Origin of the sequence: Nocardioides ureilyticus, from assembly GCF_051280745.1 — a bacterium.
Taxonomy (GTDB): Bacteria; Actinomycetota; Actinomycetes; order Propionibacteriales; family Nocardioidaceae; genus Nocardioides.
In genome coordinates this window covers 1-25,374 of sequence record NZ_JBNCOG010000011.1, presented here as the reverse complement: position 1 = coordinate 25,374, position 25,374 = coordinate 1, and the positions used below count along the sequence as shown (strand labels likewise).

The following is a 25,374-nucleotide window of genomic DNA, read 5'->3' as shown; positions in this document are numbered from 1 at the left end:
ACCGACCTCCTCATCTGCTTTTCCGGGCGGGCGTGGACGCACCACGGCCCACCGCCGGTGCGGCGGTGGGCCGTGGCTGCCGTGCGGTCGCCCGCCGGTGGGTCAGAGCGAGGCGAGGGCCTCGTTCAGGGTGCGCGAGGGCCGCATGACGGCGTCGGCCTTGGCGTCGTCGGGCCGGTAGTAACCGCCGATGTCGGCCGGCTTGCCCTGGACGCCGTTGAGCTCGGAGACGATCTGCTCCTCCTGGGCGGAGAGCTTCTCGGCGAGCGGACCGAACGCGGCGGCGAGGTCGGCGTCGTCGGACTGCTGCGCCAGCTCCTGGGCCCAGTAGAGCGCCAGGTAGAAGTGCGAGCCGCGGTTGTCGATGCCACCCACCCGGCGGGTCGGCGACTTGTCCTGCTCCAGGAACGTCCCCGTCGCTCGGTCCAGGGTGTCGGCGAGCACCTGGGCGCGCGCGTTGTCGGCGTACCCCGCCAGGTGCTCGAAGGACGCGGCCAGCGCGAAGAACTCGCCGAGGCTGTCCCAGCGCAGGTAGTTCTCCTTGACCAGCTGCTGCACGTGCTTCGGCGCCGAGCCGCCGGCGCCGGTCTCGAAGAGGCCACCGCCGTTCATCAGCGGCACGACGGACAGCATCTTCGCCGAGGTGCCGAGCTCCAGGATCGGGAAGAGGTCGGTGTTGTAGTCGCGCAGCACGTTGCCGGTCACCGAGATGGTGTCCTCGCCGCGGCGGATCCGCTCCAACGAGTACGCCGTCGCCTCGGCCGGCGCCATGATCTCGATGGTCAGGCCCTCGGTGTCGTGCTCGGGCAGGTACTCCTTGACCTTGGCGATGAGGTTCGCGTCGTGGGCGCGGGTCTCGTCGAGCCAGAACACCGCGGGGACGCCGGTGGCGCGGGCCCGGGTGACGGCGAGCTTGACCCAGTCACGGATCGGCTCGTCCTTGGTCTGGCAGGCGCGCCAGATGTCACCGGGCTGCACGTCGTGCTCGGTCAGCACCTCGCCACCCGAGGTGACGACGCGGACGGTGCCGGCCGCGGGGATCTCGAAGGTCTTGTCGTGGGAGCCGTACTCCTCGGCGGCCTTGGCCATCAGGCCGACGTTGGGGACGGAGCCCATCGTGGCCGGGTCGAAGGCGCCGTGGGCGCGGCAGTCGTCGATGACGGTCTGGTAGACGCCTGCGTAGGAGGAGTCCGGGATGACCGCGAGGGTGTCGTGCTCCTCGCCGTCGGGGCCCCACATGTGGCCGGAGGTGCGGATCATCGCCGGCATCGAGGCGTCGATGATGACGTCGCTCGGCACGTGCAGGTTCGTGATGCCCTTGTCGGAGTCGACCATCGCGAGCGCCGGCCCGTCGGCCAGGCCCTGCTGCACGGCCGCCTTGATCGCCTCGCCATCGGGGAGCGACTCGACCGCGCTGAGCAGCGCGCCGAGGCCGTCGTTCGGGGAGATGCCCGCGGCCCGCAGCTGCTCGCCGTACTGCTCGAAGAGGGTCGGGAAGAAGGCCTGCACCACGTGGCCGAAGATGATCGGGTCGCTGACCTTCATCATCGTGGCCTTGAGGTGGGCGGAGAAGAGGACCCCTTCCGCCTTGGCGCGGGCGACCTGCTCGGTCAGGAAGCGGCGCAGCGCCGCGACGTCCATGTAGGTGGCGTCGACGACCTCGCCGGCCAGCACCTTGACGTCGTCCTTGAGGACGGTGGTGGAACCGTCGGCGGCCACCAGCTCGATGCGCAGCGTGTCGTCGGACTCCACGACGACCGACTTCTCGTTGGAGCGGAAGTCACGCTCGCCCATGGTGGCGACGTTGGTCTTCGAGTCGCTGCTCCAGGCACCCATCCGGTGCGGGTGCGCCTTGGCGTAGTTCTTGACCGACGACGGCGCGCGGCGGTCGGAGTTGCCCTCGCGCAGGACGGGGTTGACCGCGGAGCCCTTGACCTTGTCGAACTTGGCGCGGGCGTCCTTCTCGGCCTCGGTCTGCGGGTTCTCCGGGTAGTCCGGGATGTCGTGTCCCTGCTCCTGCAGCTCCTTGACCGCGGCCTTCAGCTGCGGGATGGAGGCGGAGATGTTGGGCAGCTTGATGATGTTCGCCTCGGGCTTGGTCGCCAGCTCGCCGAGCTCGGCCAGCGCGTCGTCGACGAGGCCGAACTGGGCCAGGATGCGGCCGGAGAGCGAGATGTCGCGCGTCTCCACCTCGACGCCGGCCTTCGCGGCGTACGCCTGGATGATCGGCAGGAACGAGTACGTCGCGAGCAGCGGCGCCTCGTCCGTGTGCGTGTAGATGATCGTGGCCATGGACGGCAGCTCCTGGGGTCGCTCGAGTGGGAGGTCGCTGAGGTTTCTTGACGTCAAGATACCTGACCGTGCGGTCCCGTCCACCCTCGCACGTCGCCGGGCGTCCCGACCCGCCTCACCGGTGGGCCCGCTCCACCGACCGACGCTCGACCGCACCCGGCTCCAACGGGGAGGTGACCTCCAGGACCAAGGAGTCCACGTCCAGCTCCACGACCGCGGCCACGTCCTCGACGATCCCGGGGGCGAGCGCGAGCCGCCAGGAGTCGCCGTACCGGGGCTCGGCGGGCATCGCCAAGCCGGCCTGCGCTCCGTCGACCCCGGCTTCCCAGACCCCCTCCGTGCCGAACCACCACACGTGGCCGTCCCGGTCCTGCGCATAGGCCTCGCCGTCGATGACGCTCACCTCGACACCGGCGACCTCGTCGGTCCCCTCGGCCTGTGCGGGGTCGAACGGGAACCAGGGGTTGTCGATGCCCTCGACGAAGTCGTCCGGATCCGGCGACGGCGTGGGGACGACCAACCCGTCGATGCCGGTCGGCGGGCTGGCGGGCGGCCCGGTCGCGCACCCGGTCGCAGTCAGCACGACCGCGACGAGCGCGGACAGGAGCGGGCCGGCTGGACGCACGGCCCCATCCTGCCCGGCCCACCGAGCGCTGCTAGCGTCGGAGGGTCCCCGTCTCGACAAGGAGTCCTCGTGAGCTCTACCCCTCTCAAGGTGGCCGTCACCGGCGCCGCTGGCCAGATCGGCTACAGCCTGCTCTTCCGCCTCGCGAGCGGTGCGCTCGCCGGCGACCGACCGATCGAGCTGCGGCTGCTGGAGATCACCCCCGCCCTGAAGGCGCTCGAGGGCGTCGTCATGGAGCTCGACGACTGCGCCTTCCCCGGCCTGGCCGGCGTGGAGATCGGCGACGACGCCGAGAAGATCTTCGACGGCGTCAACCTCGCCCTGCTCGTCGGCGCGCGCCCCCGCGGCCCCGGCATGGAGCGCGGCGACCTGCTCGAGGCGAACGGCGCGATCTTCACCACGCAGGGCAAGGCCCTCAACAAGGTGGCCGCCGACGACGTGCGCATCGGCGTGACCGGCAACCCGGCCAACACCAACGCGCTCATCGCGATGACCAACGCCCCCGACATCCCGCAGGAGCGGTTCTCGGCGCTGACCCGCCTCGACCACAACCGCGCGATCTCGCAGCTGGCGGCGAAGACCGGCGCCCCGGTCACCGAGATCACCAAGATGACGATCTGGGGCAACCACTCCGCGACCCAGTACCCCGACCTCTTCCACGCCGAGATCGGCGGCCGCAACGCCGCCGAGGTCGTGGGCGACCAGGCCTGGATCGAGAACGACTTCATCCCCACCGTCGCCAAGCGCGGCGCCGCGATCATCGACGCCCGTGGCTCCTCCTCGGCCGCCTCGGCCGCGTCGGCGACCATCGACGCCGCCCGCGACTGGCTCTTCGGCTCCGCCGAGGGCGACTGGGTGTCGATGGCCGTGCGCTCCGACGGCTCCTACGACGTGCCCGAGGGCCTCATCTCGTCCTTCCCCGTCACCACGCGCGACGGCGACTGGGAGATCGTCCAGGGCCTGGAGATCGACGAGTTCTCCCGCGGCCGCATCGACGCCTCGACCGCGGAGCTCGCCGACGAGCGGTCGGCCGTCACGGAGCTCGGCCTGATCTGAGGCCGGGCCGGCGCGCCGGCGTCCCCGATCACGCCCGAGGGCCCACCACAACCGTTCACTTGAACGGAAGTGGTGGGCCCTCCTGCGTCGTACCGCGGGAAGGGCCCACCACAGCTCGACAGATGAACGATCCGGGTGGTGGCGCAGGGCGGGGCCCGCGGCTCAGACCGGTTGCTCGGGGATGGTGCCGGCGAGGAAGAGCAACGCCGACGCGACGAGCACCAGGACCAGGACGTCGACGATCCGGTGGCGCACGGCCAGCATGCCGGCGTCCCGGTGCGGCAGCGCCGCACGGACGAGCGAGGCCGCCAGCAACGCACCTGCGACGATCCTGATGCCGACCCGCCAGTCACCGGCCACGACCACGCCGATCCCGACGGTGGTGGCGAGGAGGACGACGAGGTAGAACCCGCCACCGATCGTCCGCGGGTAGCGGCGGTCCTCGACCTGGTCGAGCTCGGCGGCGACCTCGGCGGCCACCTCGTCCTCCGAGGGCAGCTCCGGCTCGTCCCCGCTCTCGGCCGCGCCCTCGGGCCCGCTACCGGGTCCGCGGTCGACCACGGCGCTCAGGCCGACGCCGAGGCGCCGGCCAGCGTCCGCTCGGCCATCGTCACGACGTTGCTCAGCAGCATCGCCCGGGTCATCGGACCGACCCCGCCGGGGTTCGGGGAGACCCAGCCGGCCTTCTCCCACACGTCGGCCGCGACGTCACCGGCGATCTTGCCGTCGACGCGGGAGACGCCGACGTCGAGCACCGCGGCGCCCGGCTTCACCATGTCCGCGGTGATGATCCCGGGCACCCCGGCGGCCGCGACGACGACGTCGGCCCGGCGGGTGTGCGCGGCGAGGTCCCGGGTGCCGGTGTGGCACAGCGTCGCCGTGGCGTTCTCCGTACGGCGTGTCAGCAGCAGCCCCATCGGGCGCCCGACGGTCAGCCCGCGGCCCACGACGACCACCTCGGCACCGGCGAGCTCGATCCCGTGGCGGCGCAGCAGCTCGAGGCAGCCGACCGGCGTGCACGGGAGCGACCCCTCCTCGCCGAGCACCAGGCGACCGAGACTGACCGGGTGCAGGCCGTCGACGTCCTTGTCGGGGTCGACCCGGGAGAGGAGCGCCACCTCGTCGAGGCCGGTGGGCTGCTGGATGAGGAACCCGGTGCAGGCGGGGTCGGCGTTGAGCCGGTCGACCGCCTCCTCGACCTCGGCCTGGGTGGCCGTGGCCGGCAGGTCGACGCGGATGGACTCGATGCCGATCTCGGCGCAGTCCTTGTGCTTGGCGCCGACGTACCAGTGCGAGCCGGGGTCGTCCCCGACCAGCACCGTGCCGAGGCCCGGCACGACGCCGCGCGCGCGCAGCGCCTCGACGCGCTCGCGCAGCTCGCCCTTGATCGCCTTGAGGGTGGCGCTGCCGTCCAGCTTCTGTGCCGTCATCGTGCTCATCCTGTCTCTCTCGCTGTCTGCTCGCACCTCACCGGGTCTCGACCCGCGCGTCGCGACCTCGTTCCTCGGTCGCGGCGCTTGCTCGACCTGCCCGCTGGATCCCGGCGGCGGAGCCGCCGAGATCAGTGGGCAAAGTGCCGGGTGCCGGTGAAGTACATCGTGACGCCGGCCGCCCGTGCCGCCTCCACGGTGAGCTCGTCGCGCACCGATCCGCCGGGCTGGACGATCGCCGCGACGCCGGCGTCCATGAGGATCTGCGGTCCGTCCTCGAACGGGAAGAACGCGTCGGACGCCGCGACGGCGCCGCGGGCCCGCTCACCCGCGCGGGAGACCGCGAGGCGGCAGGAGTCCACCCGGTTGACCTGGCCCATGCCGACCCCGACCGACGCGCCGTCCTTGGCGAGCAGGATGGCGTTCGACTTCACCGCGCGGCAGGCCCGCCAGGCGAAGGCGAGGTCGGCGAGGACCTGCTCCGACGCCGGCTCGCCGGCCGCCAGGGTCCACGTCGAGGGGTCGTCGCCCTCGGCGTCGATGCGGTCCGCGACCTGCACCAGGAGCCCTCCGCTCACCGGCCGGCTCTCGGTCCGCGGTCCGTCCGCCGGGTCGGCGCAGCGCAGGATGCGGATGTTCTTCTTGCCCTGCAGGACCTCCACGGCGCCGTGCTCGTAGCCGGGCGCCACGATCACCTCGGTGAAGACCTCGGCCACCTGCTCGGCCATGGCGACGGACACGGGCCGGTTGACCGCGATGACGCCGCCGAAGGCCGAGACCGGGTCGCACTCGTGCGCGCGCCGGTGCGCCTCGGCGACGTCGTCACCGACGGCGATCCCGCACGGGTTGGCGTGCTTGATGATCGCGACGGCCGGCCGGTCGAAGTCGTACGCCGCGCGGCGGGCCGCGTCGGTGTCGACGTAGTTGTTGTAGGACATCTCCTTGCCGTGGAGCTGCTCGGCCTCGGCGAGCCCGCCCCGGCCGTCGGTGTAGAGCGCCGCCCGCTGGTGGGGGTTCTCGCCGTAGCGGAGCACGGCCCGGCGCTCCCACGCGGCGCCGGCGAAGGCCGGGAAGCCGGTGCCCTCCGAGGTGTCGGTGAGGACGCTGCCCATCCAGGACGCCACGGCGACGTCGTACGCCGCGGTGTGGGCGAAGGCCTCGGCCGCGAGGCGCTGCCGCTCGGCCAGCGTGAAGCCGCCCTGGTCCGCGGCGGCCAGCACGTCGGCGTACCGGGCGGGGCTGGTGACGATGGCGACCGAGGGGTGGTTCTTGGCCGCGGCGCGCACCATCGACGGGCCGCCGATGTCGATCTGCTCGACGCACTCGTCGGGACTGGCGCCCGAGGCGACCGTCTGCTCGAACGGGTAGAGGTTGCACACCACGAGGTCGAAGGGCTCGACCTCGAGCTCGGCCAGCTGCCGCACGTGGTCGTCGAGGCGCCGGTCGGCGAGGATTCCCGCGTGCACCCGCGGGTGGAGGGTCTTGACCCGGCCGTCGAGGCACTCGGGGAAGCCGGTCAGCTCCTCCACCCGGGTCACGGGCAGCCCGAGCTCCTCGATCCGGCGGGCCGAGCCGCCGGTGGAGACGAGGGCGACGCCGGCCTCGTGGAGGCCGCGGACCAGCTCGTCGAGGCCGGACTTGTCGAAGACGGAGACCAGCGCACGCTGGATCGGGACACGGTGGTCGGACACGTGGGTCACTCCTGCTCGGCGTGGAGGAGCACCCAGGCGGACGATGCTCCCGGCGTCACTCCCCGGTGGTTGCCCACCTGCGCCAGTCGTGTGGGGCTCATCCTACGACCGTCCGGCCGCCCCGTCGGGCCCGCCCAGCCGCACCCGGCGCCCCTCGACCCGGAAGCCCTCGCGCGCCATCCGGCCGACGGTCTCGACGAGCATGGCTCGCTCGGCGACCTTGATCCGCTCGTGCAGCGTCTCGACCGAGTCGTCGTCCTCGACCGGCACCGCGCGCTGGGCGACGATCGCGCCGGTGTCCACCCCGGCGTCCACCACGAAGAGGGTGGCGCCGGTGACCTTCACGCCGTACGCCAGCGCGTCGGCGGGCCCCTGCATGCCGGGGAACGACGGCGACAGCGCCGGGTGGGTGTTGACGGTGCGCCCGCCGAACCGGTCGAGGAAGTCAGCGCCGACCAGCTTCATGAAGCCGGCCAGCACGACGAGGTCCGGCTCGAAGGCGGCCACCCGGTCGGCCAGCGCCCGGTCCCAGTGGTCCCGGCTCGTGAACTGCCCGACCTTCGTGACGAACGTCGGGACGCCGTGCCGCTCGGCGCGGGCGAGCCCCTCGATCCCGTCGCGGTCGGCGCCGACGGCGACCACGGCGGCGCCGTACGTCGGGTCGGCGGAGGCGTCGAGGAGCGCCTGCAGGTTGGTGCCCGAGCCGGACACGAGGACGACGAGGCGGGCGGGTCCGGGCACGGGCGGAAGCCTACTGAGCCGCCTCGCTCCCCCGCCGCTGCCACCACGTCGTCGCCACCGCACCGACGAGGCCACCGACACCGAAGGCACTCACGGCGTGCACGACGACCTCCAGCTCGAAGGGCCCGACCTCGCGCATCCGGCCCGGGCCCACCGCTCCCCCGGCCAGGGCCGCGAGCAGCCCGAAGGCGAGGCCGGCCAGGACGCCCGCCACCAGGGCGCGGGCGACCGCCTCGCCCCAGCCCCCCGCCGGACGGGCCCGGTGGTCGCGCGCCAGCGCCACCGCGGCCACGACGACCGGGACCACCGCGACCGCCGCCGCCCAGGTGGAGGGCTGACGGTCGTCGGGCAGCGCCGCCAGGAGCGGGAACATCGGCAGCGGGCCGATCGCCACGACCGAGGGCGACACGACGGTGCCCACGCCGACCGTGAAGCCGGGGCCGAGCAGGTAGGACCCGGCGAAGACCACCGCGTTGGGCACCACGAGCAAGGAGAGCAGGACGAGCAGGGTCGCGGCGCCTGCATCGGTGTGCAGCTGGGAGAGGACGTTCGCCGCGGTGCCGAGGTCCAGCAGGAGCGCGCCGAGCAGCGCCGCCCCGGAGACGAGGAGCCAGCCGGCCAGGATGCCGCGGCACGCCGGCAGGGCCAGCCGGAGCGGGACCGGCAGGCGCCCGGCCCAGATGGCCGCCCGGCCGGAGCCGACCGCGACCGCGGGCGCACCGAGGACCAGGCAGAGCAGCACCGCCCAGACCACCACCCGGCCGGTGCCGACCCCCGAGTCCGGCGCCGTGGCCACCGCCGAGGTCAGGACCGCCACGACGACGTACCCGGCGGTGAGCAGGGCCGCCGCGACCGGCACGGTCCAGTCGCGCTCGCCGTCGGCGATCCGGTCCGCGTCGGGGCCGTGGCCGGAGACCGCGTCGCCGACGCGCAGGCCCAGCCGCCACACCGCCCAGGCACACACCAGCGTGATGCCGAGCGGTACGGCGGTGAGGACCGCGCCCTGGACCCGGACCCCCGAGCCGTGGCCCAGGAGCCAGCCGGTCGCGCCGACGCGCAGCCCGTCGCTCGCGGTGCCGTGGGCACCTGCGTCGGAGAGGAACCAGCCGACGACGCCGAGGGCGAGGCAGACCAGCAGGGTCCCGGCCGCCGCGGCGGCGCCGCCGAAGGTCGCGACGAGCACGAGGGGGCGGCGGTGGGCCGGGTCGGCGCCGGGGCCGGTCCGGGTGCCGGCCGTGGCGTCCCGGGCGGTCGAGGGCGGCAGCAGGGAGGTCATGACCCTCCCGATGATGACGGCCGGTCCTGGAGTCGCCGGGGCGCCACGCCGCGAAGTACCGTGGAGGGGCCATGCTGCCCCTGCCCCGCCTCGCGCACTCCGACGACGCGCGGGCGACCGACGAGTTCGACGCGTTCTACAAGCACACCCGCGAGCGGCTGCTCGTGCAGACGTGGGCGCTGACCGGCGACCTCACGGCGGCCCGCAGCGCGGTGCGCCACACCTTCGTCGTGGCATGGCACCACTGGCCCAAGGTGGCCCGCGGCGGCGACCCCGAGGCATGGGCGCGTCCGCATGCCTGGTCCTACGCGCAGCGGCGGCACACCGCCCGGCTCGGCCACCGGGACAAGGACCTGGCCCCGGAGGTGCGCGCCACCCTCGACGCCCTCGCGGACCTGCCGCTGGTCCAGCGGCGACTGCTGGTGCTCTCGGCCGTCGCACCCGTCCCGCTGGAGGAGATGGCCCGCGAGGTGGGCCTCCCGGCGGCCGCCGCCGAGCGCGAGCTGCAGCAAGCCGCCACCCGGTTCTCCGCGGCGCGGGAGGTGGGCCGGGCCGACATCGGGCTGCTGCTGGCCCCGCTGGCCGCCGCCGCCGCCGACGTGCGCTGGCCCCGGCCCTCCATCGTGCGCCGTTCGGGCTCGGCCCGGCGCCGGGCCCACACGACCGCCGGGGTCGTCGCGACGGTCGCTGCGCTGGTGGTGAGCGGTGCCGTGGTCAGCGACGGCGCAGGGGTCCGGCCGACCCTGGACCGGGCCACCATGCCGGCCGCCCAGCAGTCGACCCCCACCGAGCAGCCCGCCGAGCCGGTCCCCCCGCTCGCCACCGAGGCGCTGCTCACCGCCGGGCAGGTGGGGTCGAACGTCGACGGACGGCGCTGGCGGATCCGTTCGACCGACGGCAACACCGAGGGCGACGGCCGGGTCCTGCCCTGCCAGGCCGACCGGTACGCCGACCCCGCCGGCCGCGCGGCACTGCTGCGGACCTTCGAAGCCACGGCGGGGGGCGGCCCGCGCCGGACCGCCGGCCAGCTGGCGGAGTCCTCCCGCAGCGACCGGGCGGCCCGCCGTACCTACCGCCGGGCGCTCGGGTGGTACGCCTCCTGCGACGAGGGCCGCACCCAGCTGCTCGGCACCCGCCGGGTCGACCGGGTCGGTGACGAGGCCACGCTCTTCACGCTCCGCGACTGGGGTCGCCCCGTCCGCACGACCGTGGTCGGCGTGGCCCGCACGGGCCGGGTCACCACCACCACCACCTACCAGGTCCGCGGCGACGCCCGGCCCGACGTCGGCGGCGGCGCCCGCCTGCTGGCCGATGCGGTCGACGCCCTGTGCGCCATGCCCGACGCCGGTTCCTGCGCCGGGCGGCCGACCGCCCGGCCGGTCCGCCCGCTGCCGGTCGGCGAGGTGCCCAGCCTCCTCTCGGAGGTCGACCTGCCCCCGGTCCGCGACGTCCGGCGCCCGTGGACCGGCACCCCGGCGGTCCGCGCGCACCAGAACCCGGCTGCCACGCCGTGCGACCGCACCTCGTTCCGCGGCGGCGGCACCAGTCGCGACGTCACCCGGACCTTCGTCGTGCTGGAGGCCGGCCTTCCGCCGGAGTTCGGGCTCTCCGAGACGGCTGCGGCCCTCCCCGCCCGCAAGGGGCAGGCCTTCGTCGACGCGGTCCGCCGCAAGATGGACCGCTGCGCCGACGACGACCTCACCACCGAGGTCCGCCGGCTCGCGCAGACCGACGGCCGGCGCGAGGACCTGGGCGTCTGGGCGGTCTCCACCGAGGTCTCCGAGGACACCACCGTGCGCTACCTGGTCGCCATCGCACGCGCCGACGACGCGGTCGCCCAGCTCGGCTTCGTCCCGGCCGGCGCCAGGACCATGTCGGACTCCGACTTCATCGGCCTCGCCCGCCGCGCCCTGGAGCGCCTGCACGAGCACCCCGCGCCCCGCCGCGGCTGAGCCTCGCCGGCCCGGCGGCCAAGCTCCCCCGTTCCCGCGTGCAACCGTGTGCCCGACGGGGGCGTATCCCTCCTGACCGGCCCGCACGGGCCGGCGCAGGAGAGCAAGCGAGACGAGGAACGAGTCGATGGACGAACGCGAGTTCGACGACTTCTACACCGCGTCGTTCCAGAGGATCACCGGTCAGGTGTACGCCATGATCGGGGACCGGGACGAGGCGCAGGAGTGCGTCCAGGAGGCCTTCGTGCGGGCCTGGGCGCACCGCCGGAAGCTGGAGCGCGCCGAGCACCCCGAGGCGTGGGTGCGCACGACGGCCTACCGCCTCGCGGTCAGCCGCTGGCGGCGTACGACGCGTGGCCGGCGGCCCGCGGACCGGGCCCTGTCGGCGCCGACACAGACCGCCGCCCCGAGCGAGGCGCACGTCGCCCTCGTGGCCGCCCTGAAGCAGCTGCCGGAGGCCCAGCGCCAGGCGTTGGTGCTCCACCACATCGCCGACCTGCCCGTGCAGGCGGTGGCCCGGGAGACCGGCGTGCCCGAGGGCACCGTGAAGGCCCGGCTCAGCCGCGGCCGCACGGCGCTGGCCGCGCTGCTCTCCGACGACCCCGGCTGCACCGACTACCAGGAGGGAGCGAGCCGTGCGTGACCCCATCCGAGACCTCGAGAGCTTCCGCCCGGAAGGAACCCCCGTGAACCCCATGCCCGCCTCCGAGGTGCGCCGCCGCGGCGACCGGATGCGGCGCCGCAACACCGCCCTGGCCACCGTGGGCGGCGCCGTCGCCGCGCTGGCCGTCGTCGCCGTGCCGCTCGCCGTCGTCAACGGCGACGAGCCCGACCGTGAGATCCAGCCGGCCCCCTCGGTCGAGTGGCGCCAAGAGGTCCCCGAGGGCTTCCCGCTCGGCGCCGGCCTCGGCGGTCAGGCGATCGACGAGCCGGCACTGGACGCGGCAACCCCCTGCGGGACGCCGTTCTGGACCGACACCGGCACCGTCGACGTGGCGCGCGAGTCGCGCGGCGACGGAGTCGAGAGCCGCTCGGGACGGACCCTGGCCCTCTACCCCGACGCCGACGCCGCTGCGCAGGCCGTCGACGACATCCGCGGGGCCGTCGCGGATTGCCCCGAGCAGCCCGTCACGGACGACACCACCCGGGTGACGGAGGTCCTCGACCGCGACCTCGCGACGGAGGAGTCGTTCGTCGTCGTCGACCGGGTGCGGTTCGACGACGGCAGCTGGGCCGACCTGACGACCACCCAGGTCGCCCGGACCGGCAACGCCGTCCTGCTCGACCAGGGCTTCGGGTCGGCCGCCGAGGACCAGGCCGTGGAGTTCAACCTCGCAAACCAGCTCGAGCGTGCGGCAGAGCCGCTGGCCGAGCTGTGCATCTTCGCGGCCGACCCGTGCGACGTCGACGACGCCCCCGGCGAGGACACCGGGGGCGACGACACCGGAGGCGAGGAGGCTCCGGCCGCCGCGACGCTGCCGGACGACTTCCCGCTGGCCGCGGGGTACCCGACCTCGGACGAGGGTGAGGGCTTCGGCCTCGAGGGCCCGAGCCGGGCGCTGGAGCCGCTGGTGCCGCAGGCGTGCGGCGCCACGGCGCCGGTCCCGCCCCACGTCGACCTGCTCCGCGCCAGCTGGACGGCGCCGGAGGACTACCGGCAGCGGCAGCTCGTCGCCTTCGCCGACGAGGAGGCCGCCGAGGCGTACCGCCGCTCGGTGCTGGCGGTCTTCGAGGGCTGCATCGGCGGCGTCACCACCGGCCCCGACCGCCGGCTGACCCAGGTGATCACCGACGTCTCCGACCTCGGCGACGCGGCCGGCGGTGCGGTGACCCGCTACGAGTCGGGCGGCTCGCCGATACCCGGCATGAGCACCGTGCTGGTCGTCCGGGTCGGGCGCACCGTCCTGCTGGCTACCGCTGACGACGAGGGGGGCGCCGGTCCGAACGTGGGCGGCCAGGTGCAGGACGCGTTCAACCGGATCGTCGAGGAGAGCACGGTCGTGCTGGAGGCGATGGCGGGCCTGTGAGCAGCCGGGGGTGAGGCGGTCAGGGGCCGGTCCGGCAGGATCGGCCCCATGACCGTCGCCCGCTCGCTGCTCCTCTTCGCCGTCGCCGCCCTCGCCGAGATCGGCGGCGCCTGGCTGGTCTGGCAGGGCGTCCGCGAGCACCGGGGCTGGCTGTGGGCCGGCCTCGGTGTCGTCGCGCTCGGCCTCTACGGGTTCGTCGCCACGCTGCAGCCGGACGCGAACTTCGGCCGGATCCTCGCGGCGTACGGCGGGGTGTTCGTCGCCGGCTCGCTGGCCTGGGGCATGGCGGTCGATGGCTTCCGCCCGGACCGGTACGACGTCACCGGTGCGGCGATCTGCCTGGTCGGCGTCGCGGTGATCATGTACTCCCCGCGCGCCTGACCAGACGACGAAGGCCCCCGGCAGCGCCGGGGGCCTTCGTCGTGGTTGCTGCCGTGGGACCCAGCAGTGGGCCCGGCGGGCTCACAGACCCTTGAGGATCTCCCGCATGAGCTCGGCGGTCTCCGACGGCGTCTTGCCGACCTTGACGCCGACGGCCTCGAGGGCCTCCTTCTTGGCCTGCGCGGTGCCGGACGAGCCGGACACGATTGCACCGGCGTGGCCCATCGTCTTGCCCTCGGGGGCGGTGAAGCCCGCGACGTACCCGACGACCGGCTTGGTGACGTTGTCCTTGATGAAGGCCGCCGCCCGCTCCTCGGCGTCGCCGCCGATCTCGCCGATCATCACGATCGCCTTGGTCTCCGGGTCCGCCTCGAACGCCGCGAGGGCGTCGATGTGGGTGGTGCCGATGACCGGGTCGCCGCCGATGCCGATGGCGGTCGAGAAGCCGAAGTCCCGCAGCTCGTACATCATCTGGTAGGTCAGCGTGCCCGACTTCGACACCAGGCCGACCGGGCCCTTCCCCGCGATGGTGTGCGGGGTGATGCCGGCCAGCGACTCCCCGGGCGTGATGATCCCCGGGCAGTTGGGACCGATCATGCGGGTCTGCTTGCCCTGCAGGTAGGACCACACCTCGGCGGTGTCCTGCACGGGCACGCCCTCGGTGATCACGACGAGCAGGCCGATGCCGGCGTCGATGGCCTCGATGCAGGCGTCCTTGGTGAACGCCGGCGGCACGAAGACGACCGACACGTCGGCGCCGGTCTCCTTCATGGCCTCCTCGACGGTGCCGAAGACCGGCAGCTCCTTGCCCGCGAGCTCGACGGTGGTGCCGGCCTTGCGCGCGTTGACGCCGCCGACGATGGTGGAACCGGCCTCGAGCATGAGGGTGGTGTGCTTGGAGCCCATCCCACCGGTCATGCCCTGGACGATGATCTTGCTGTCCTTGTTCAGGTAGATCGACATTGTTGGTCTTCCTCGTCCTTCGTCGGCGTTCTCAGGCGTTGGCCAGCTCGGCGGCCTTGTCGGCCGCGCCGTCCATCGTGTCGACCTGCGTCACCAGGGGGTGGTTCAGCTCGTCCAGGATCCGGCGGCCCTCCTCCACGTTGTTGCCGTCGAGGCGGACGACCAGGGGCTTGGTGGCCTCGTCGCCGAGGATCTCCAGGGCGCCCTTGATGCCGTTGGCGACCTCGTCGCAGGCGGTGATGCCGCCGAAGACGTTGACGAAGACGCTCTTGACCTGCGGGTCGTTGAGGATCACGTCGAGGCCGTCGGCCATCACCTGGGCGTTCGCCCCGCCACCGATGTCGAGGAAGTTGGCGGGCTTGACGCCACCGTGCTTCTCGCCGGCGTAGGCGACCACGTCGAGGGTCGACATGACCAGGCCCGCGCCGTTGCCGATGATGCCGACCTGGCCGTCGAGCTTGACGTAGTTGAGACCCTTGTCCTTGGCCTTCGACTCCAGCGCGTCGGCCTCCTCGCGGATCTCGAACTCCGCGTGGTGGGGGTGGCGCACCTCGGAGGCGTTCTCGTCGAGCGACATCTTCCCGTCGAGCGCCTCGAGCTTGTCGTCCTCGAGCCGTGCGAGCGGGTTCACCTCGACCAGCGTGGCGTCCTCCTCGACGAAGGCCCGGTAGAGCGCCTGGATCATCGTCACGGCCTGCTCGAAGACGGCCTCGGGGAACTTGGCCTCGGTGGCGATCGCGCGCGCCTTCGCCTCGTCGACGCCGGTGCCCGGGTCGATCGGGATCTGCTTGACCGCGTCGGGGTTGGTCTTGGCGACCTCCTCGATCTCCACGCCGCCCTCGACCGAGGCGATGCAGAGGTACTGGCGGTTGGCGCGGTCGAGCATGAAGGAGAAGTAGTACTCCTCCTGCGGCGGCGTGGCCGGCGTGACGAGCACGCGGTTGACCGTCAGCCCCTTGATCTCCATGCCGAGGATGTTCGAGGCGTGCTCGAAGGCCTCGTCGGCGGTCTTGGCGAGCTTCACGCCGCCGGCCTTGCCACGGCCGCCGGCCTTGACCTGGGCCTTGATGACGGTCACGCCGCCCATCTCCTCGGCAGCGGCCTTGGCGGCCTCGGCGGTCTCCGCCACCACCCCGAGTGTCGTCGTGACTCCGTGCTTGGCGAAGAGCTCCTTCGCCTGGTACTCCATCAGGTCCACTGAATCCACCAGTCCTCGTCATGGGTCCGGGCTGTCTCGAACGGCGCGCAGGTGCGCGCGGCGGCCCGGGAAGGTCTCCGCGGCACCCTAGTCCGGCGGCAGCACCGATGACGAGGGCGGGCACCGCCGACGTGATGGACGACACGGCCGGTTCGACTACGCCGATCGGCGCACGTCAGGCACCCTCGAGGACACGTGTCGTCCACATGCCGGTCCAGCCCGATTTCAAGGGCCGTGACACGTCCGTTACAGTCTGGGCTCGCCCCTTGCGGGCCCGGAAGCGCACCTGCAGCCGACAGCAACGGAGTCACCGTCCATGGGGAACCACCGAGCGGAACGTCGCGGCCCTCGCCGCAGCCACTCGGGGACCCCGCAGATGTCCTCTACCCGGTCCGGCGCCGGCGCAAACCGCGTCCTCACCGCGACGCCCTCCACCGCTGACGACGCCACGACCGTCTTCCGCGACCACGACGTGACCGTGGAGATCCCGCTGGTCCGCGCCCAGCCGGGCAAGCGGAAGGCGGTCAAGCAGACCACCGCGCGCGCTCCGCGGCTGCGGGCGCTGCCCTCCGCGCCGGTCCTCCTCGGCGCCGCCGCCCTCGCCGTCTCCATCGGCGGCACCGTGGCCGCGAACGAGGGCACCCCCGTCGTCGAGGCGCCGAAGGTGCAGCAGGCCAGCGCCCTCGGCGGCGCCAGCGGCACCAGCAGCGTCGACACCTACGACCGCGGTGCCACCGTGAGTCGCGACTCCCGCCGCGACGCGGTCGCCGACACGGCCGACGCCGAGCTGGTCGCCGAGGCGTCGAAGCAGATGCGCCAGCGCAACACCACCCTGGCCCAGTTCGCGAAGGACGCCGAGGCGCACGCCCAGCAGATCGCCAAGAACCAGTGGGTGCTCCCGCTGCAGGGCTACCGGCTCACCGCCCGCTTCGGCGACTACGGCCTGTGGGCCAGCTACCACACCGGCCTCGACTTCGCCGCTCCCACCGGCACCCCGCTCGTCGCCATGGCGAACGCGGTCGTGACGAGCGTCGGGTACGACGGCGCCTACGGCAACAAGACGGTGCTGACCCTCGAGGACGGCACCGAGCTGTGGTACTGCCACCAGAACTCGATGACGGTCTCCGAGGGCGACGTCGTCCGCGCGGGCGAGGTCATCGGCAGCGTCGGCTCCACCGGCAACGTCACCGGGCCGCACCTGCACCTCGAGGTCCGGCCGGGCGCGGGCGACCCGACGGACCCGTACGCCGCGCTCATGGTCCACGGTCTGACGCCCTGACGGTCCCCACCGTGGGCGGGCATGTCACCGGGTCTCGACACGCCGGTCGCGACCTCGTTCCTCGGTCGCGCGGCTTGCTCGACCACCAACAGCGAGTCCGCTGACGCGTCCTCGCTAGAGCTTCTCCACCGGCGCGTAGCGCAGCAGCAGCCGCTTCACGCCCTCGGAGCCGAAGTCGATCGAGGCGACGGCCTTCTCGGCGACGCCCTCGAGCGCCACGACGGTGCCCATGCCGAAGGAGTCGTGGAGCACCCGGTCGCCGGGCTCCAGCGACGGCACCTCCCGAGCCGGCTTGGACTTGGCGGCCGCGTCGGCCCGGAGTGCGGCCGAGGAGAAGTTCCGGCGCCCGGCCGCGGTGGGCTGGCCCAACCGCGCGCTGCCGGAGAGGTCGGGACGGCTCCAGGAGGTCTGGGCCGCCGCGGTGCGGCGCCAGTCGACGAGGTCGACGGGGAGCTCGTCGAGGAACCGTGAGCCGGGGTTGTGCGCCGGCGCACCCCACGCCGAGCGGACGACCGCTCGGGAGATGTAGAGCCGCTCGCGGGCGCGGGTGAGACCGACGTACGCCAGCCGCCGCTCCTCCTCCAGCTCGGGCTGGTCGCCCAGGGCCCGCGCGTGCGGGAAGACGCCGTCCTCGAGGCCGGTGAGGAAGACGACCGGGAACTCCAGCCCCTTGGCGGTGTGCAGCGTCATCAGCGTGACGACGCCCTCGTCGGACTCCGGGATCGAGTCGGTGTCGGCGACGAGCGCGACCCGCTCGAGGAAGTCCGAGAGCCCCGGTGCCACCGTGCCGGCGTCGACGTCGGAGGGGTCGGCCGACGGTCCGGCGACCGGGTCGTCGGAGAACTCGCGGGCGACCGCCACGAGCTCGGCGAGGTTCTCCACCCGGGTGGCGTCCTGCGGGTCGTCGGAGTCCTCCAGCTCGGCGAGGTAGCCCGACCGCGCCAGAACCGACTCGAGCACGACGTCGGCGCGCTCGCCGGCGTCGACCATCGACTGCAGCTCCTCCACCATGGCCACGAAGGAGCGGATGCAGCTCAAGGACCGCGTCGCCAGGCCGGGGGCCTCCTCGGCACGCCGCAGCGCCTCCCAGAAGGTGATCCGCTCGCGCTCGGCCAGGGCGGTGACACAGGCCACGGCCCGGTCGCCGATCCCCCGCTTCGGCGTGTTCAGGATGCGTCGCAGGCTGACCTGATCGTCGGCGTTGGCGAGCATGCGGAGGTAGGCGAGCGCGTCCCGCACCTCGCGCCGCTCGTAGAAGCGCACTCCCCCGACCACCTTGTACGGCTGGCCGGTGCGGATGAACACCTCCTCGAAGACACGCGACTGCGCGTTGGTGCGGTAGAAGACCGCGACGTCGGCGGGGCGTACGCCGTGCTCGTCGACGAGGTCGTCGATCTCCTGGGAGACGAAGCGCGCCTCGTCGTGCTCGTCGTCGGCGACGTACCCGACGATGCGGGCGCCGTCCCCCGCGTCGGACCACAGCCGCTTGGGCTTGCGACCCTTGTTGTGCCCGATGACGGCGTTCGCGGCGTTCAGGATGGTCTGGGTCGAGCGGTAGTTCTGCTCGAGGAGGATCGAGGTGGCGTCCGGGAAGTCCTGCTCGAAGTCGAGGATGTTGCGGATGTTGGCGCCGCGGAAGGCGTAGATCGACTGGTCGGCGTCACCGACGACCATCAGCTCGGCGGGGTCGACGCGCTCGCCGCCTGCGCCGGTCTCCTCGCGCTGCACCGCGCAGAGCTGGTGGATCAGGGCGTACTGGGCGTGGTTGGTGTCCTGGTACTCGTCGACCAGCACGTGGCGGAACCGGCGGCGGTAGGCCTCCCGCACCTCCGGGAACGCCTGGAAGAGGTGGACGGTGGTCATGATCAGGTCGTCGAAGTCGAGGGCGTTGGCCTCGCGCAGCCGCCGCTGGTAGAGCTCGTAGACCGCGGCATAGGTCTCCTCGAGCTTGTTGCGGGCGTCGCGCTTGACCTCGTCGACGTCGCGCAGCTCGTTCTTGTGGTTGCTGACCCAGTGCAGCAGCGCGCCCGGCTGGTACCGCTTCGGGTCCAGGTCGAGGTCCTTGCAGACCAGCTGCATGAGCCGCTTCTGGTCGGCCGCGTCGTAGATGGAGAAATTGGACTTGTAGCCCAGCCCCGACCCGTTGAGGGCCGTGATCTCCTTGCGGAGGATCCGCACGCACGCCGAGTGGAACGTGCTCACCCACATGATCCGGGCCCGCTTGCCGACGAGCTCCTCGACGCGCTCCTTCATCTCCGCGGCGGCCTTGTTGGTGAAGGTGATCGCCAGGACCGACCCCGGGTGCGCCTGCCGCTCCTGGATCAGCCACGCGATCCGCCGCGTGAGCACGCGGGTCTTGCCGGACCCGGCCCCCGCGACGACCAGCAGCGGCGCACCGGCGTGCACGACGGCCGCTCGCTGCGGCTCGTTGAGCCCGTCGAGCAGCTCCTCGCGGCTCGGCCCCCGGCGCTGCGTGCGGGGCTCGGGCTCGGGCTGGTCTGCGGCGGCCAGGAGGTGCTCGAAGCCGGGAAGGGAGGGGGTGCTCATGCTGCGGCCCAGCCTACGTGCGCCCGCCGACCCCGGTGGCCCGGCTCGGATGTAACGCGACGTTCCCCACTGTTCCCGCACGTTGCAGCGTGCAGCAACAGCGGCCAACCTGTCGTTACATGAGTGGCGACCCTGCTTCCGTCCCACGAGCCTCCACAGGAGCCGGGCCGGCGGACTCGTCCACAACCGCCCGATGACGGACCCCCCGTCCGCCCGCACGGCACGACGTTAGGGGCATGCATCCCGCCATCGCCGCCGCCTTCCGACGACCGCCCCACCTGGTGCGACGGCGCACCGTTCTCGCGGCCGGGATGACCGAGCGGGAGGTCGACCGGCTGGTGCGGACCGGCTCGTGGGTGGCGGTCCGCCGGGGCGTGTACGCCGAGCGTGAGCGCGTGGCCGCCCTCGCGACCCGGTCGGAGCGTCAACGGCTGCACGATGATGCCGCAGCCCTCGCCACACGGCTCCACCATGTCCGCAGCCACGAGAGCGCAGCCGTGGTGTGGGGCATGGCCATTCCGCTGCCCGCGACACCGGTCACCCACCTGACGGTGCCGGTGCCCGGAGATGCGCGCTCACGACCGCAGCGCAGCCGGTTCCGGCACGGGGTCAAGCATCATCTGGCACCGTACGGCCCCGTCGACCGGCCCACCACGGTCGACGGAGTGCCCGTGCTCGGGATGGCCCGGACCGCCGTCGACGTCGCCCGGGAGCACGGGTTGCTGGTCGGCGTCACGGCTGTCGACGCTGCGCTGCGGGCCGGCGTGTCCGCCACCGAGGTGTGGGACGTCGTGGCAAGGATGCGGTCATGGCCGTGCGTGAACGTCGTGCGGCAGGCCATCGAGCTGAGCGATCCGGGCTCCGAGTCGGTCGGGGAGTCGCTGGCACGGCTCCTCGTCGAGGAGCTGGGCCGTGGACGCCCGGAAACCCAGTTCGGACTGGCCGACGACGGTCGCGTGGCCTTCGTGGACCTTCGGCTGGGCAGGCACCTGATCGAGTTCGATGGTCGTCAGAAGTACGGGCGCGATGGCGGTGACGGGCGTGCGCCCGAGGACGTCGTCTGGGAGGAGAAGCGTCGGCAGGACTGGCTCTGCGGCCACAAGCTGGGCATGAGCCGGCTGGTCTGGGACGACGTCTGGGGTCGGGGGCGGGACGCTGCACGCGTGCGGCTCGAACGAGAGGTGGCCGACACCGACGCCCGGTTCGGGACCGACATCAGCGACCTGGCGCCGTACCGCGTACGGCAGCGGCGGCCGCCGCCGGCGGCATGACCGCGCTGCGGTGATGTAACGCGACGTTCGCCGCTGTTCCGGCACGCCGCAACGTGCAGGAACAGTGGCGAACTTGTCGTTACATCGGTCCGGGGCCGAGTCAGACGTGGGCGGGCGCCCAGAAGACGGCGAGCGCGATGTTGAGCACGGTGAGGACCAGGAGGCCGGCCCACAGGCCCTGCGGGATGCGCTCCTTGCGGATGTTGGCCATCACCAGCGCGAGGATGACCAGGCCGACGACGAGCTTGGCGCCGATCTTGGCGTGGTTGAGGTCCCCGTCGCCCGCCTCGAGCACGCCGACCAGCGCGAGGCCCGCGAGGACCGCGGTGCCGGCGCCGTCGCGCATGGCGGCGTTGACCTGCTTGAAGGGCTCGCGAGCCTGGACCAGCAGGCCGCCGAGCAGTGCTGCGAAGCCGAGGATGTGGACGAAGAGCAGGATGAGACGCACGGTGTCCATGGCCGGACCCTAGAGCACCCCGGCCTCGCTCAGGACTTCAGGCTCGGGTCGCCGCGCTCGGCGCCCTCCGGCCGGTCCTGCTGGCCGAAGAAGTACTCGAGCAGGAAGAGCACCAGGCCGACCGCGACCAGGCCGGCGCACCACAGCAGCGACGTCGGGTCGTCGTAGACCGACCACGCGAGGATCGCGATGTTGCCGACCAGCCCGAGGAGGAGCAGCGGGGTGCTGGCACGGAAGGTGCGCTCGGTCTCGTCCTGCCCTCGGAGCTTGAGGCACGCGACGATGACGAGCGCGTAGATGAAGAGGAGGAAGAGCACGGTCACCAACGCGAGCCGCTCGACCAGTGGTGTGTCCTGGACCTCTGGCGCGTAGGTCCCGACGACCAACAGCAGCCCGACGACGAGACCGCTGAAGAGCAGACCGACCCAGGGGCTGCGCCGGGTGGCGTGGATCTTGGCGAAGACGCCGGGGACGACGTCCTCGTTGGCCATGCCGTAGAGGATGCGGGGCTGGGTCACCACGGCGACGAGCGTGGTGTTGGTGATCGCGATCATCGCGATGACGGCGAAGAGGATGCTCATGAGGCCGGTGTCGACGGGCAGGATCCCGGCCTCGACCACCTCGAGGAGCGCCGCATCCGAGTCGGCGAGCCGGTCCGTGGGGACCGTGAGGGCCGCCGCAACGGAGACGAGCACGTAGATCACGCCCGCGACCGCCATGCCGCCGATGAGCGACCGCGGGAACGAGCGCTGCGGGTCGACCGTCTCCTCGGCGACGTTCGCGGTGTTCTCGAACCCGGTCATCGCGAAGAACGACAGCGCGACGCCCGCCAGGATGGCGAGCGACCAGTGGTCGCCGCCGGTGTCGAACTCGGTCAGGGTGCCGAACTCCGCGTTGCCCTCGGCGATGTGCCAGATCCCGATCACCAGCACGATGACCAGTCCGACGATCTCGACGAAGGCCATCAGCATGTTGACCACGACGGACTGCGTGATGCCGATGAAGTTCACGATGGTCAGCGCGAGGATGAACAGCAGCGTGACCGCCAGCGCAGGGGGGCCCTCCCACAGCCTGGCGAAGTAGACGGCGAACCCGCTCGCCAACGAGCCGGCCGCCGCGAAGCTCGCGGACAGGAAGGAGACGGTGATCAGGAAGGTCAGTGCCTTGTTGCCGAACGCCTTGTTGACGTAGAGGGCCGCGCCCGCCGCCTTGGGGTACTTGGTCACCAGCTCGGCGTACGCCGAGCCGGTGATCGCCGCGATCGTCACGCCGACCGCGAAGGCGATCCAGAAGGCACCGCCGACGGCCGCGGCCACCAGCCCGATGAGCACGTAGATGCCCGAGCCGAGCACGTCGCCCAGGGTGTAGAAGAAGAGCTGGCGTCCGGTGATCGAGCGCTTGAGCTCGTCGTCCGCCGCCGGCTGGTGCTCGATGGTGTCGTGGGCCATCGTCCGACCTCGTTCCGGGAGTGGGGTGACGAGCAGATACCCCTCCCCCCTACGGGCGAAACGACCGGCTCACAGCAGGCGTCGGTCCGACGCCCACCGGGTCAGCTCGTGGCGTGAGGACAGCTGCAGCTTCCGCAGCACGCTGGACATGTGCGTCTCGACGGTCTTGATCGAGATGAACAGCTCCTTGGCCACCTCCTTGTAGGCGTACCCCCGCGCGATCAGCCGCATCACCTCGCGCTCGCGCTCCGTGAGCCGGTCGAGGTCCTCGTCGACCGCGGCGACCTCGATGGAGCCGGAGAACGCGTCGAGGACGAAGCCCGCGAGCCGGGGCGAGAAGACCGCGTCGCCCTCGGCCACCCGGCCGATCGCGGCGACCAGCTCGGGCCCGGTGATCGTCTTCGTGACGTAGCCGCGGGCACCGCCGCGGATGGTGCCGATGACGTCCTCGGCGGCGTCGCTGACCGACAGCGCCAGGAACCTCGGCGACCCCGACGACCCGATGGTCGGGGACGACGCGACCCGCCGCATCACCTCGACACCGCCGCCACCCGGGAGGTGGACGTCGAGGAGCACGACGTCCGGGCCGTACGACGAGATCGCCGCGACCGCCTCGTCGACGTCGGCGGCCTCCGCCACGACGTCGACCACGCCCGCACCCACCCCCTCGAGCTCCGCGCGGACCCCGCGGCGGAACATCGCGTGGTCGTCGACGACCACGACGCTGACGGTCCCGGCGGGCTCGGCCGCCGACGGCTGGTCAACCATCCTTCTCCTCCTGTCGCGGCAGGTGCAGCCGCACCTCCGTCCCCTCACCGGCCCGGGACCGGATCTCGGCCGATCCGTGGTGCCGCTCCATGCGCCCCACGATGCTGTGCCGGACGCCGTGCCGGTCCGTCGGCGTCTGCTCCGGGTCGAAGCCCCGGCCGCGGTCGCGCACGAAGACGTCGACCGCGCCGGCCGACACCTCGGCGTACACGTCGACGTGGCCGGTCCCCGCGTGCTTGGCCGCGTTGGTCACCGCCTCCCGGGTCGCTGCCACGAGCGCGCTCCGGGAGCCGGTGACGGGACAGTCGCCGACCGTGACCACCTCGACGGACACCCCGTGCGCGTCCTCGATCTCGGCGGCGACGCCTCGCAGCGCCGAGGCGAGGGTCTGCTCGTCGGCCGGGCCCTGCGAGTAGAGCCACCCGCGGAGGTCCCTCTCCTGCGCCCGCGCGAGCCGCGCCACGATGCCCGGGTCGGCGGCGTTCTTCTGGATGAGCGCCAGCGTCTGCAGCACGGAGTCGTGCAGGTGGGCCGCGACGTCCGCCCGCTCCTGGGTCCGCACCCGCTCGGCGCGCTCGGAGGCCAGGTCGGCCGCCAGGCGGACCACGAACGGGCCCGCCACGAGCGCGATGCCGAGCACGCCGAGCCCGACGGCGACCAGCGCGCCGCGGGCCTGCTCCAGCGACCCGCTGCCGAACCCGACGACGAAGTACGCCGAGATGACCAGCGCGAGGCCCAGGCAGACCCGCAGGTACGACGCCCACCCGCCGCTCCCGACCACCATCCGCACCGGGCCGGCCCGGCCGGTCCGGTCCAGCCAGCGCTCCCGCTGCACCTCGTCGGCTTGCCGCCACAGCAGCGCGACCCCGACGCCGGCCAGCACCAGGGGCCACAGCACCGCGCTGCTGCCCAGGGCGGCCTGCACGGTGAGCAGTCCGCCGAGCCCGAGCGCCGCCAGCGCGACGGCGGGCCCGACGTCGACGAGGCGCCGGACCCGGCCGGGACGCCGACCGGTGCGGGTGGCGCTCTCCAGGCCCGGTGCCTGGACCTCCACCCTCGTGTCGGCGGGCAGCACCAGCCACAGGGCCGCGTAGAGCACCACGCCGAGGCCACCGAAGGTCGTGGTCAGCAGGAAGGCGGCGCGCACCCACATGGCCGGCACCGCGAGGTGGCGGGCGAGGCCCGCGGCCACGCCGCCGACGACCGGCTCGGTGGTGTCGCGGTAGGCGCGGCGGACGTCGTCGTCCGACTGCGTGGCGGTCTGGGCACTCATCTCCCACCCATCGTCGCACCCGGCGGCCGCCGCAGCACCGGGGCTGACCCCCGGCGCGACCCTGAGTGACGACCGGGGGACGCCGGCGGGCCTCGGGGACGCCGGTCAGGGGTCTCCCCGATGGTCAGGGCGTCCCCCCGGCGGCAGGCTGGGGACCGTGAGCACCACACCACCAGACGCCCCTGCCGAGCCCGACGCCGCGCGCGGCCCCGGGCCGGACCACGACGGACCCCGCGTCGGACGCGACGAGGTCCGCGACCTCGGCCGCCTCCGCCGCAGCACCACCGACCGGAAGGTCGCCGGCGTCGCCGGTGGCCTGGCTCGCCACCTCGACGTCGACCCCGTCCTCCTGCGGGTGGTCTTCGTCGTGCTCGTCTTCTTCGGCGGTGCGGGCCTGGTCCTCTACGGCGCCGTCTGGCTGCTGGTGCCCGAGGACGACGACACCGACGCCCCCTTCCACCTCGACGACCGGACCCGCACGGTGGCGCTGACCGTGGTCGGCGTCGTGGCGCTGCTCGCCGTGGTCGGGGACTCGTGGGGGGTGTTCGGCTTCCCGTGGCCACTCGCGGTCGTCGCCCTGCTGGCGCTCCTCCTGCTCAACCGATCGGGCCGGCGCAAGCCGTCGGCCCCGTCGGCCCCGGTGGAGCCGCCGGGCTCGTGGCAGCCCGCCGGCGCGGCCGCCGGGCCGGCGCCCGCGCC

The 25,374-nt window shown here is 73.1% G+C and carries 22 protein-coding genes and 1 riboswitch; of the genes, 8 read left to right on the top strand and 14 right to left on the bottom strand.

Features of this window, described 5'->3' with window-relative positions; translation table 11 throughout:
- Positions 1 to 102 precede the first annotated feature (102 nt).
- The gene (locus ACSMHG_RS08080; RefSeq protein ID WP_435743502.1) at positions 103 to 2,292 is read right to left on the bottom strand and encodes an NADP-dependent isocitrate dehydrogenase; all 2,190 of its coding nucleotides are present in this window, start codon (positions 2,290 to 2,292) and stop codon (positions 103 to 105) included.
- Between the two features lie 115 nt (positions 2,293 to 2,407).
- Positions 2,408 to 2,917 (bottom strand): hypothetical protein, encoded by a 510-nt coding sequence (locus tag ACSMHG_RS08075; protein WP_435743500.1) that lies wholly within the window; start codon positions 2,915 to 2,917, stop codon positions 2,408 to 2,410.
- Positions 2,918 to 2,986: 69 nt separating this feature from the next.
- Between ACSMHG_RS08075 and ACSMHG_RS08070 the strand changes: the two genes are divergently transcribed.
- Entirely contained in the window at positions 2,987 to 3,973 is a 987-nt protein-coding gene (locus ACSMHG_RS08070) for a malate dehydrogenase (protein WP_435743498.1), read from the top strand.
- Positions 3,974 to 4,135: 162 nt separating this feature from the next.
- On the opposite strand, the gene ACSMHG_RS08065 is transcribed toward ACSMHG_RS08070, so the two are convergent.
- The 5 genes from ACSMHG_RS08065 to ACSMHG_RS08045 all read right to left on the bottom strand — a co-directional run bounded on the left by ACSMHG_RS08065 (position 4,136) and on the right by ACSMHG_RS08045 (position 9,111).
- Positions 4,136 to 4,534 (bottom strand): DUF3017 domain-containing protein, encoded by a 399-nt coding sequence (locus ACSMHG_RS08065; RefSeq protein WP_435743496.1) that lies wholly within the window; start codon positions 4,532 to 4,534, stop codon positions 4,136 to 4,138.
- Positions 4,535 to 4,539: 5 nt separating this feature from the next.
- Positions 4,540 to 5,403, bottom strand: coding sequence for a bifunctional methylenetetrahydrofolate dehydrogenase/methenyltetrahydrofolate cyclohydrolase (locus tag ACSMHG_RS08060; protein WP_435743494.1), 864 nt, complete (start codon positions 5,401 to 5,403; stop codon positions 4,540 to 4,542).
- 131 nt (positions 5,404 to 5,534) lie between these two features.
- Entirely contained in the window at positions 5,535 to 7,094 is a 1,560-nt protein-coding gene (purH, locus tag ACSMHG_RS08055) for a bifunctional phosphoribosylaminoimidazolecarboxamide formyltransferase/IMP cyclohydrolase (RefSeq protein WP_435743492.1), read from the bottom strand.
- A 23-nt stretch (positions 7,095 to 7,117) separates the two neighbouring features.
- A riboswitch (ZMP/ZTP riboswitch) is annotated at positions 7,118 to 7,194 on the bottom strand.
- Positions 7,195 to 7,196: 2 nt separating this feature from the next.
- Positions 7,197 to 7,835, bottom strand: coding sequence for a phosphoribosylglycinamide formyltransferase (gene purN / locus ACSMHG_RS08050; RefSeq protein WP_435743490.1), 639 nt, complete (start codon positions 7,833 to 7,835; stop codon positions 7,197 to 7,199).
- A 10-nt stretch (positions 7,836 to 7,845) separates the two neighbouring features.
- On the bottom strand, positions 7,846 to 9,111 hold the full coding sequence (locus tag ACSMHG_RS08045; protein ID WP_435743488.1) for a cell division protein PerM: 1,266 nt from the start codon (positions 9,109 to 9,111) through the stop codon (positions 7,846 to 7,848).
- Between the two features lie 71 nt (positions 9,112 to 9,182).
- Between ACSMHG_RS08045 and ACSMHG_RS08040 the strand changes: the two genes are divergently transcribed.
- From ACSMHG_RS08040 to ACSMHG_RS08025, 4 genes are all read left to right on the top strand, one after another.
- Entirely contained in the window at positions 9,183 to 11,063 is a 1,881-nt protein-coding gene (locus tag ACSMHG_RS08040) for a hypothetical protein (protein ID WP_435743486.1), read from the top strand.
- A gap of 127 nt (positions 11,064 to 11,190) precedes the next feature.
- The gene (locus ACSMHG_RS08035) at positions 11,191 to 11,706 is read left to right on the top strand and encodes an RNA polymerase sigma factor (RefSeq protein WP_435743484.1); all 516 of its coding nucleotides are present in this window, start codon (positions 11,191 to 11,193) and stop codon (positions 11,704 to 11,706) included.
- A gap of 43 nt (positions 11,707 to 11,749) precedes the next feature.
- Positions 11,750 to 13,090 carry a hypothetical protein gene (locus ACSMHG_RS08030; RefSeq protein ID WP_435743482.1) on the top strand — a complete coding sequence of 447 codons (1,341 nt, stop codon included), beginning with the start codon at positions 11,750 to 11,752 and terminating at the stop codon, positions 13,088 to 13,090.
- A gap of 48 nt (positions 13,091 to 13,138) precedes the next feature.
- Positions 13,139 to 13,471, top strand: a complete 333-nt coding sequence (locus ACSMHG_RS08025) for a YnfA family protein (protein WP_435743480.1) — start codon at positions 13,139 to 13,141, stop codon at positions 13,469 to 13,471.
- Between the two features lie 81 nt (positions 13,472 to 13,552).
- On the opposite strand, the gene sucD is transcribed toward ACSMHG_RS08025, so the two are convergent.
- A complete protein-coding gene (sucD, locus tag ACSMHG_RS08020) occupies positions 13,553 to 14,434 on the bottom strand; it encodes a succinate--CoA ligase subunit alpha (RefSeq protein WP_435743478.1) in 882 nt (293 codons plus the stop codon).
- A gap of 31 nt (positions 14,435 to 14,465) precedes the next feature.
- Entirely contained in the window at positions 14,466 to 15,632 is a 1,167-nt protein-coding gene (gene sucC, locus ACSMHG_RS08015) for an ADP-forming succinate--CoA ligase subunit beta (RefSeq protein ID WP_435743662.1), read from the bottom strand.
- Between the two features lie 376 nt (positions 15,633 to 16,008).
- Here sucC and ACSMHG_RS08010 point away from each other — a divergent pair, with 376 nt between their 5' ends.
- Complete coding sequence (locus tag ACSMHG_RS08010; protein ID WP_435743476.1) at positions 16,009 to 16,911, top strand: M23 family metallopeptidase; 903 nt, start codon at positions 16,009 to 16,011, stop codon at positions 16,909 to 16,911.
- A 114-nt stretch (positions 16,912 to 17,025) separates the two neighbouring features.
- Here the strand turns inward: ACSMHG_RS08010 and pcrA are convergent, their stop codons facing one another.
- On the bottom strand, positions 17,026 to 19,458 hold the full coding sequence (gene pcrA, locus ACSMHG_RS08005; RefSeq protein WP_435743474.1) for a DNA helicase PcrA: 2,433 nt from the start codon (positions 19,456 to 19,458) through the stop codon (positions 17,026 to 17,028).
- A 236-nt stretch (positions 19,459 to 19,694) separates the two neighbouring features.
- Between pcrA and ACSMHG_RS08000 the strand changes: the two genes are divergently transcribed.
- Positions 19,695 to 20,729: a type IV toxin-antitoxin system AbiEi family antitoxin domain-containing protein gene (locus ACSMHG_RS08000; RefSeq protein ID WP_435743472.1), complete on the top strand. Its 1,035-nt coding sequence runs from the start codon at positions 19,695 to 19,697 to the stop codon at positions 20,727 to 20,729.
- A 100-nt stretch (positions 20,730 to 20,829) separates the two neighbouring features.
- Here the strand turns inward: ACSMHG_RS08000 and ACSMHG_RS07995 are convergent, their stop codons facing one another.
- From ACSMHG_RS07995 to ACSMHG_RS07980, 4 genes are all read right to left on the bottom strand, one after another.
- Entirely contained in the window at positions 20,830 to 21,186 is a 357-nt protein-coding gene (locus ACSMHG_RS07995) for a hypothetical protein (RefSeq protein ID WP_435743470.1), read from the bottom strand.
- A gap of 29 nt (positions 21,187 to 21,215) precedes the next feature.
- Positions 21,216 to 22,634 (bottom strand): APC family permease, encoded by a 1,419-nt coding sequence (locus tag ACSMHG_RS07990; RefSeq protein ID WP_435743468.1) that lies wholly within the window; start codon positions 22,632 to 22,634, stop codon positions 21,216 to 21,218.
- Between the two features lie 69 nt (positions 22,635 to 22,703).
- Positions 22,704 to 23,402: a LuxR C-terminal-related transcriptional regulator gene (locus ACSMHG_RS07985; RefSeq protein WP_435743466.1), complete on the bottom strand. Its 699-nt coding sequence runs from the start codon at positions 23,400 to 23,402 to the stop codon at positions 22,704 to 22,706.
- Positions 23,395 to 24,675 carry an ATP-binding protein gene (locus tag ACSMHG_RS07980; RefSeq protein ID WP_435743464.1) on the bottom strand — a complete coding sequence of 427 codons (1,281 nt, stop codon included), beginning with the start codon at positions 24,673 to 24,675 and terminating at the stop codon, positions 23,395 to 23,397. Before ACSMHG_RS07980 ends, ACSMHG_RS07985 begins: the two co-directional genes overlap by 8 nt.
- Positions 24,676 to 24,832: 157 nt before the next feature.
- Here ACSMHG_RS07980 and ACSMHG_RS07975 point away from each other — a divergent pair.
- Positions 24,833 to 25,374, top strand: a 542-nt coding sequence (locus ACSMHG_RS07975) for a PspC domain-containing protein (protein ID WP_435743462.1), incomplete at its 3' end; no start/stop codon positions are given.

Excerpts from the sequence above, each read along its gene's own strand:
- pcrA (WP_435743474.1), bottom strand. The coding sequence starts at position 19,458 with ATGAGCACCCCCTCCCTTCCCGGCTTCGAGCACCTCCTGGCCGCCGCA.
- ACSMHG_RS07985 (WP_435743466.1), bottom strand. The coding sequence starts at position 23,402 with ATGGTTGACCAGCCGTCGGCGGCCGAGCCCGCCGGGACCGTCAGCGTC.
- ACSMHG_RS07990 (WP_435743468.1), bottom strand. The coding sequence starts at position 22,634 with ATGGCCCACGACACCATCGAGCACCAGCCGGCGGCGGACGACGAGCTC.
- ACSMHG_RS08035 (WP_435743484.1), top strand. The coding sequence starts at position 11,191 with ATGGACGAACGCGAGTTCGACGACTTCTACACCGCGTCGTTCCAGAGG.
- ACSMHG_RS08060 (WP_435743494.1), bottom strand. The coding sequence starts at position 5,403 with ATGACGGCACAGAAGCTGGACGGCAGCGCCACCCTCAAGGCGATCAAG.
- ACSMHG_RS08080 (WP_435743502.1), bottom strand. The coding sequence starts at position 2,292 with ATGGCCACGATCATCTACACGCACACGGACGAGGCGCCGCTGCTCGCG.
- sucD (WP_435743478.1), bottom strand. The coding sequence starts at position 14,434 with ATGTCGATCTACCTGAACAAGGACAGCAAGATCATCGTCCAGGGCATG.
- ACSMHG_RS07980 (WP_435743464.1), bottom strand. The coding sequence starts at position 24,675 with ATGAGTGCCCAGACCGCCACGCAGTCGGACGACGACGTCCGCCGCGCC.
- ACSMHG_RS08045 (WP_435743488.1), bottom strand. The coding sequence starts at position 9,111 with ATGACCTCCCTGCTGCCGCCCTCGACCGCCCGGGACGCCACGGCCGGC.
- ACSMHG_RS07995 (WP_435743470.1), bottom strand. The coding sequence starts at position 21,186 with ATGGACACCGTGCGTCTCATCCTGCTCTTCGTCCACATCCTCGGCTTC.
- ACSMHG_RS08010 (WP_435743476.1), top strand. The coding sequence starts at position 16,009 with ATGTCCTCTACCCGGTCCGGCGCCGGCGCAAACCGCGTCCTCACCGCG.
- ACSMHG_RS08040 (WP_435743486.1), top strand. The coding sequence starts at position 9,183 with ATGCTGCCCCTGCCCCGCCTCGCGCACTCCGACGACGCGCGGGCGACC.
- ACSMHG_RS08000 (WP_435743472.1), top strand. The coding sequence starts at position 19,695 with ATGCATCCCGCCATCGCCGCCGCCTTCCGACGACCGCCCCACCTGGTG.
- ACSMHG_RS08025 (WP_435743480.1), top strand. The coding sequence starts at position 13,139 with ATGACCGTCGCCCGCTCGCTGCTCCTCTTCGCCGTCGCCGCCCTCGCC.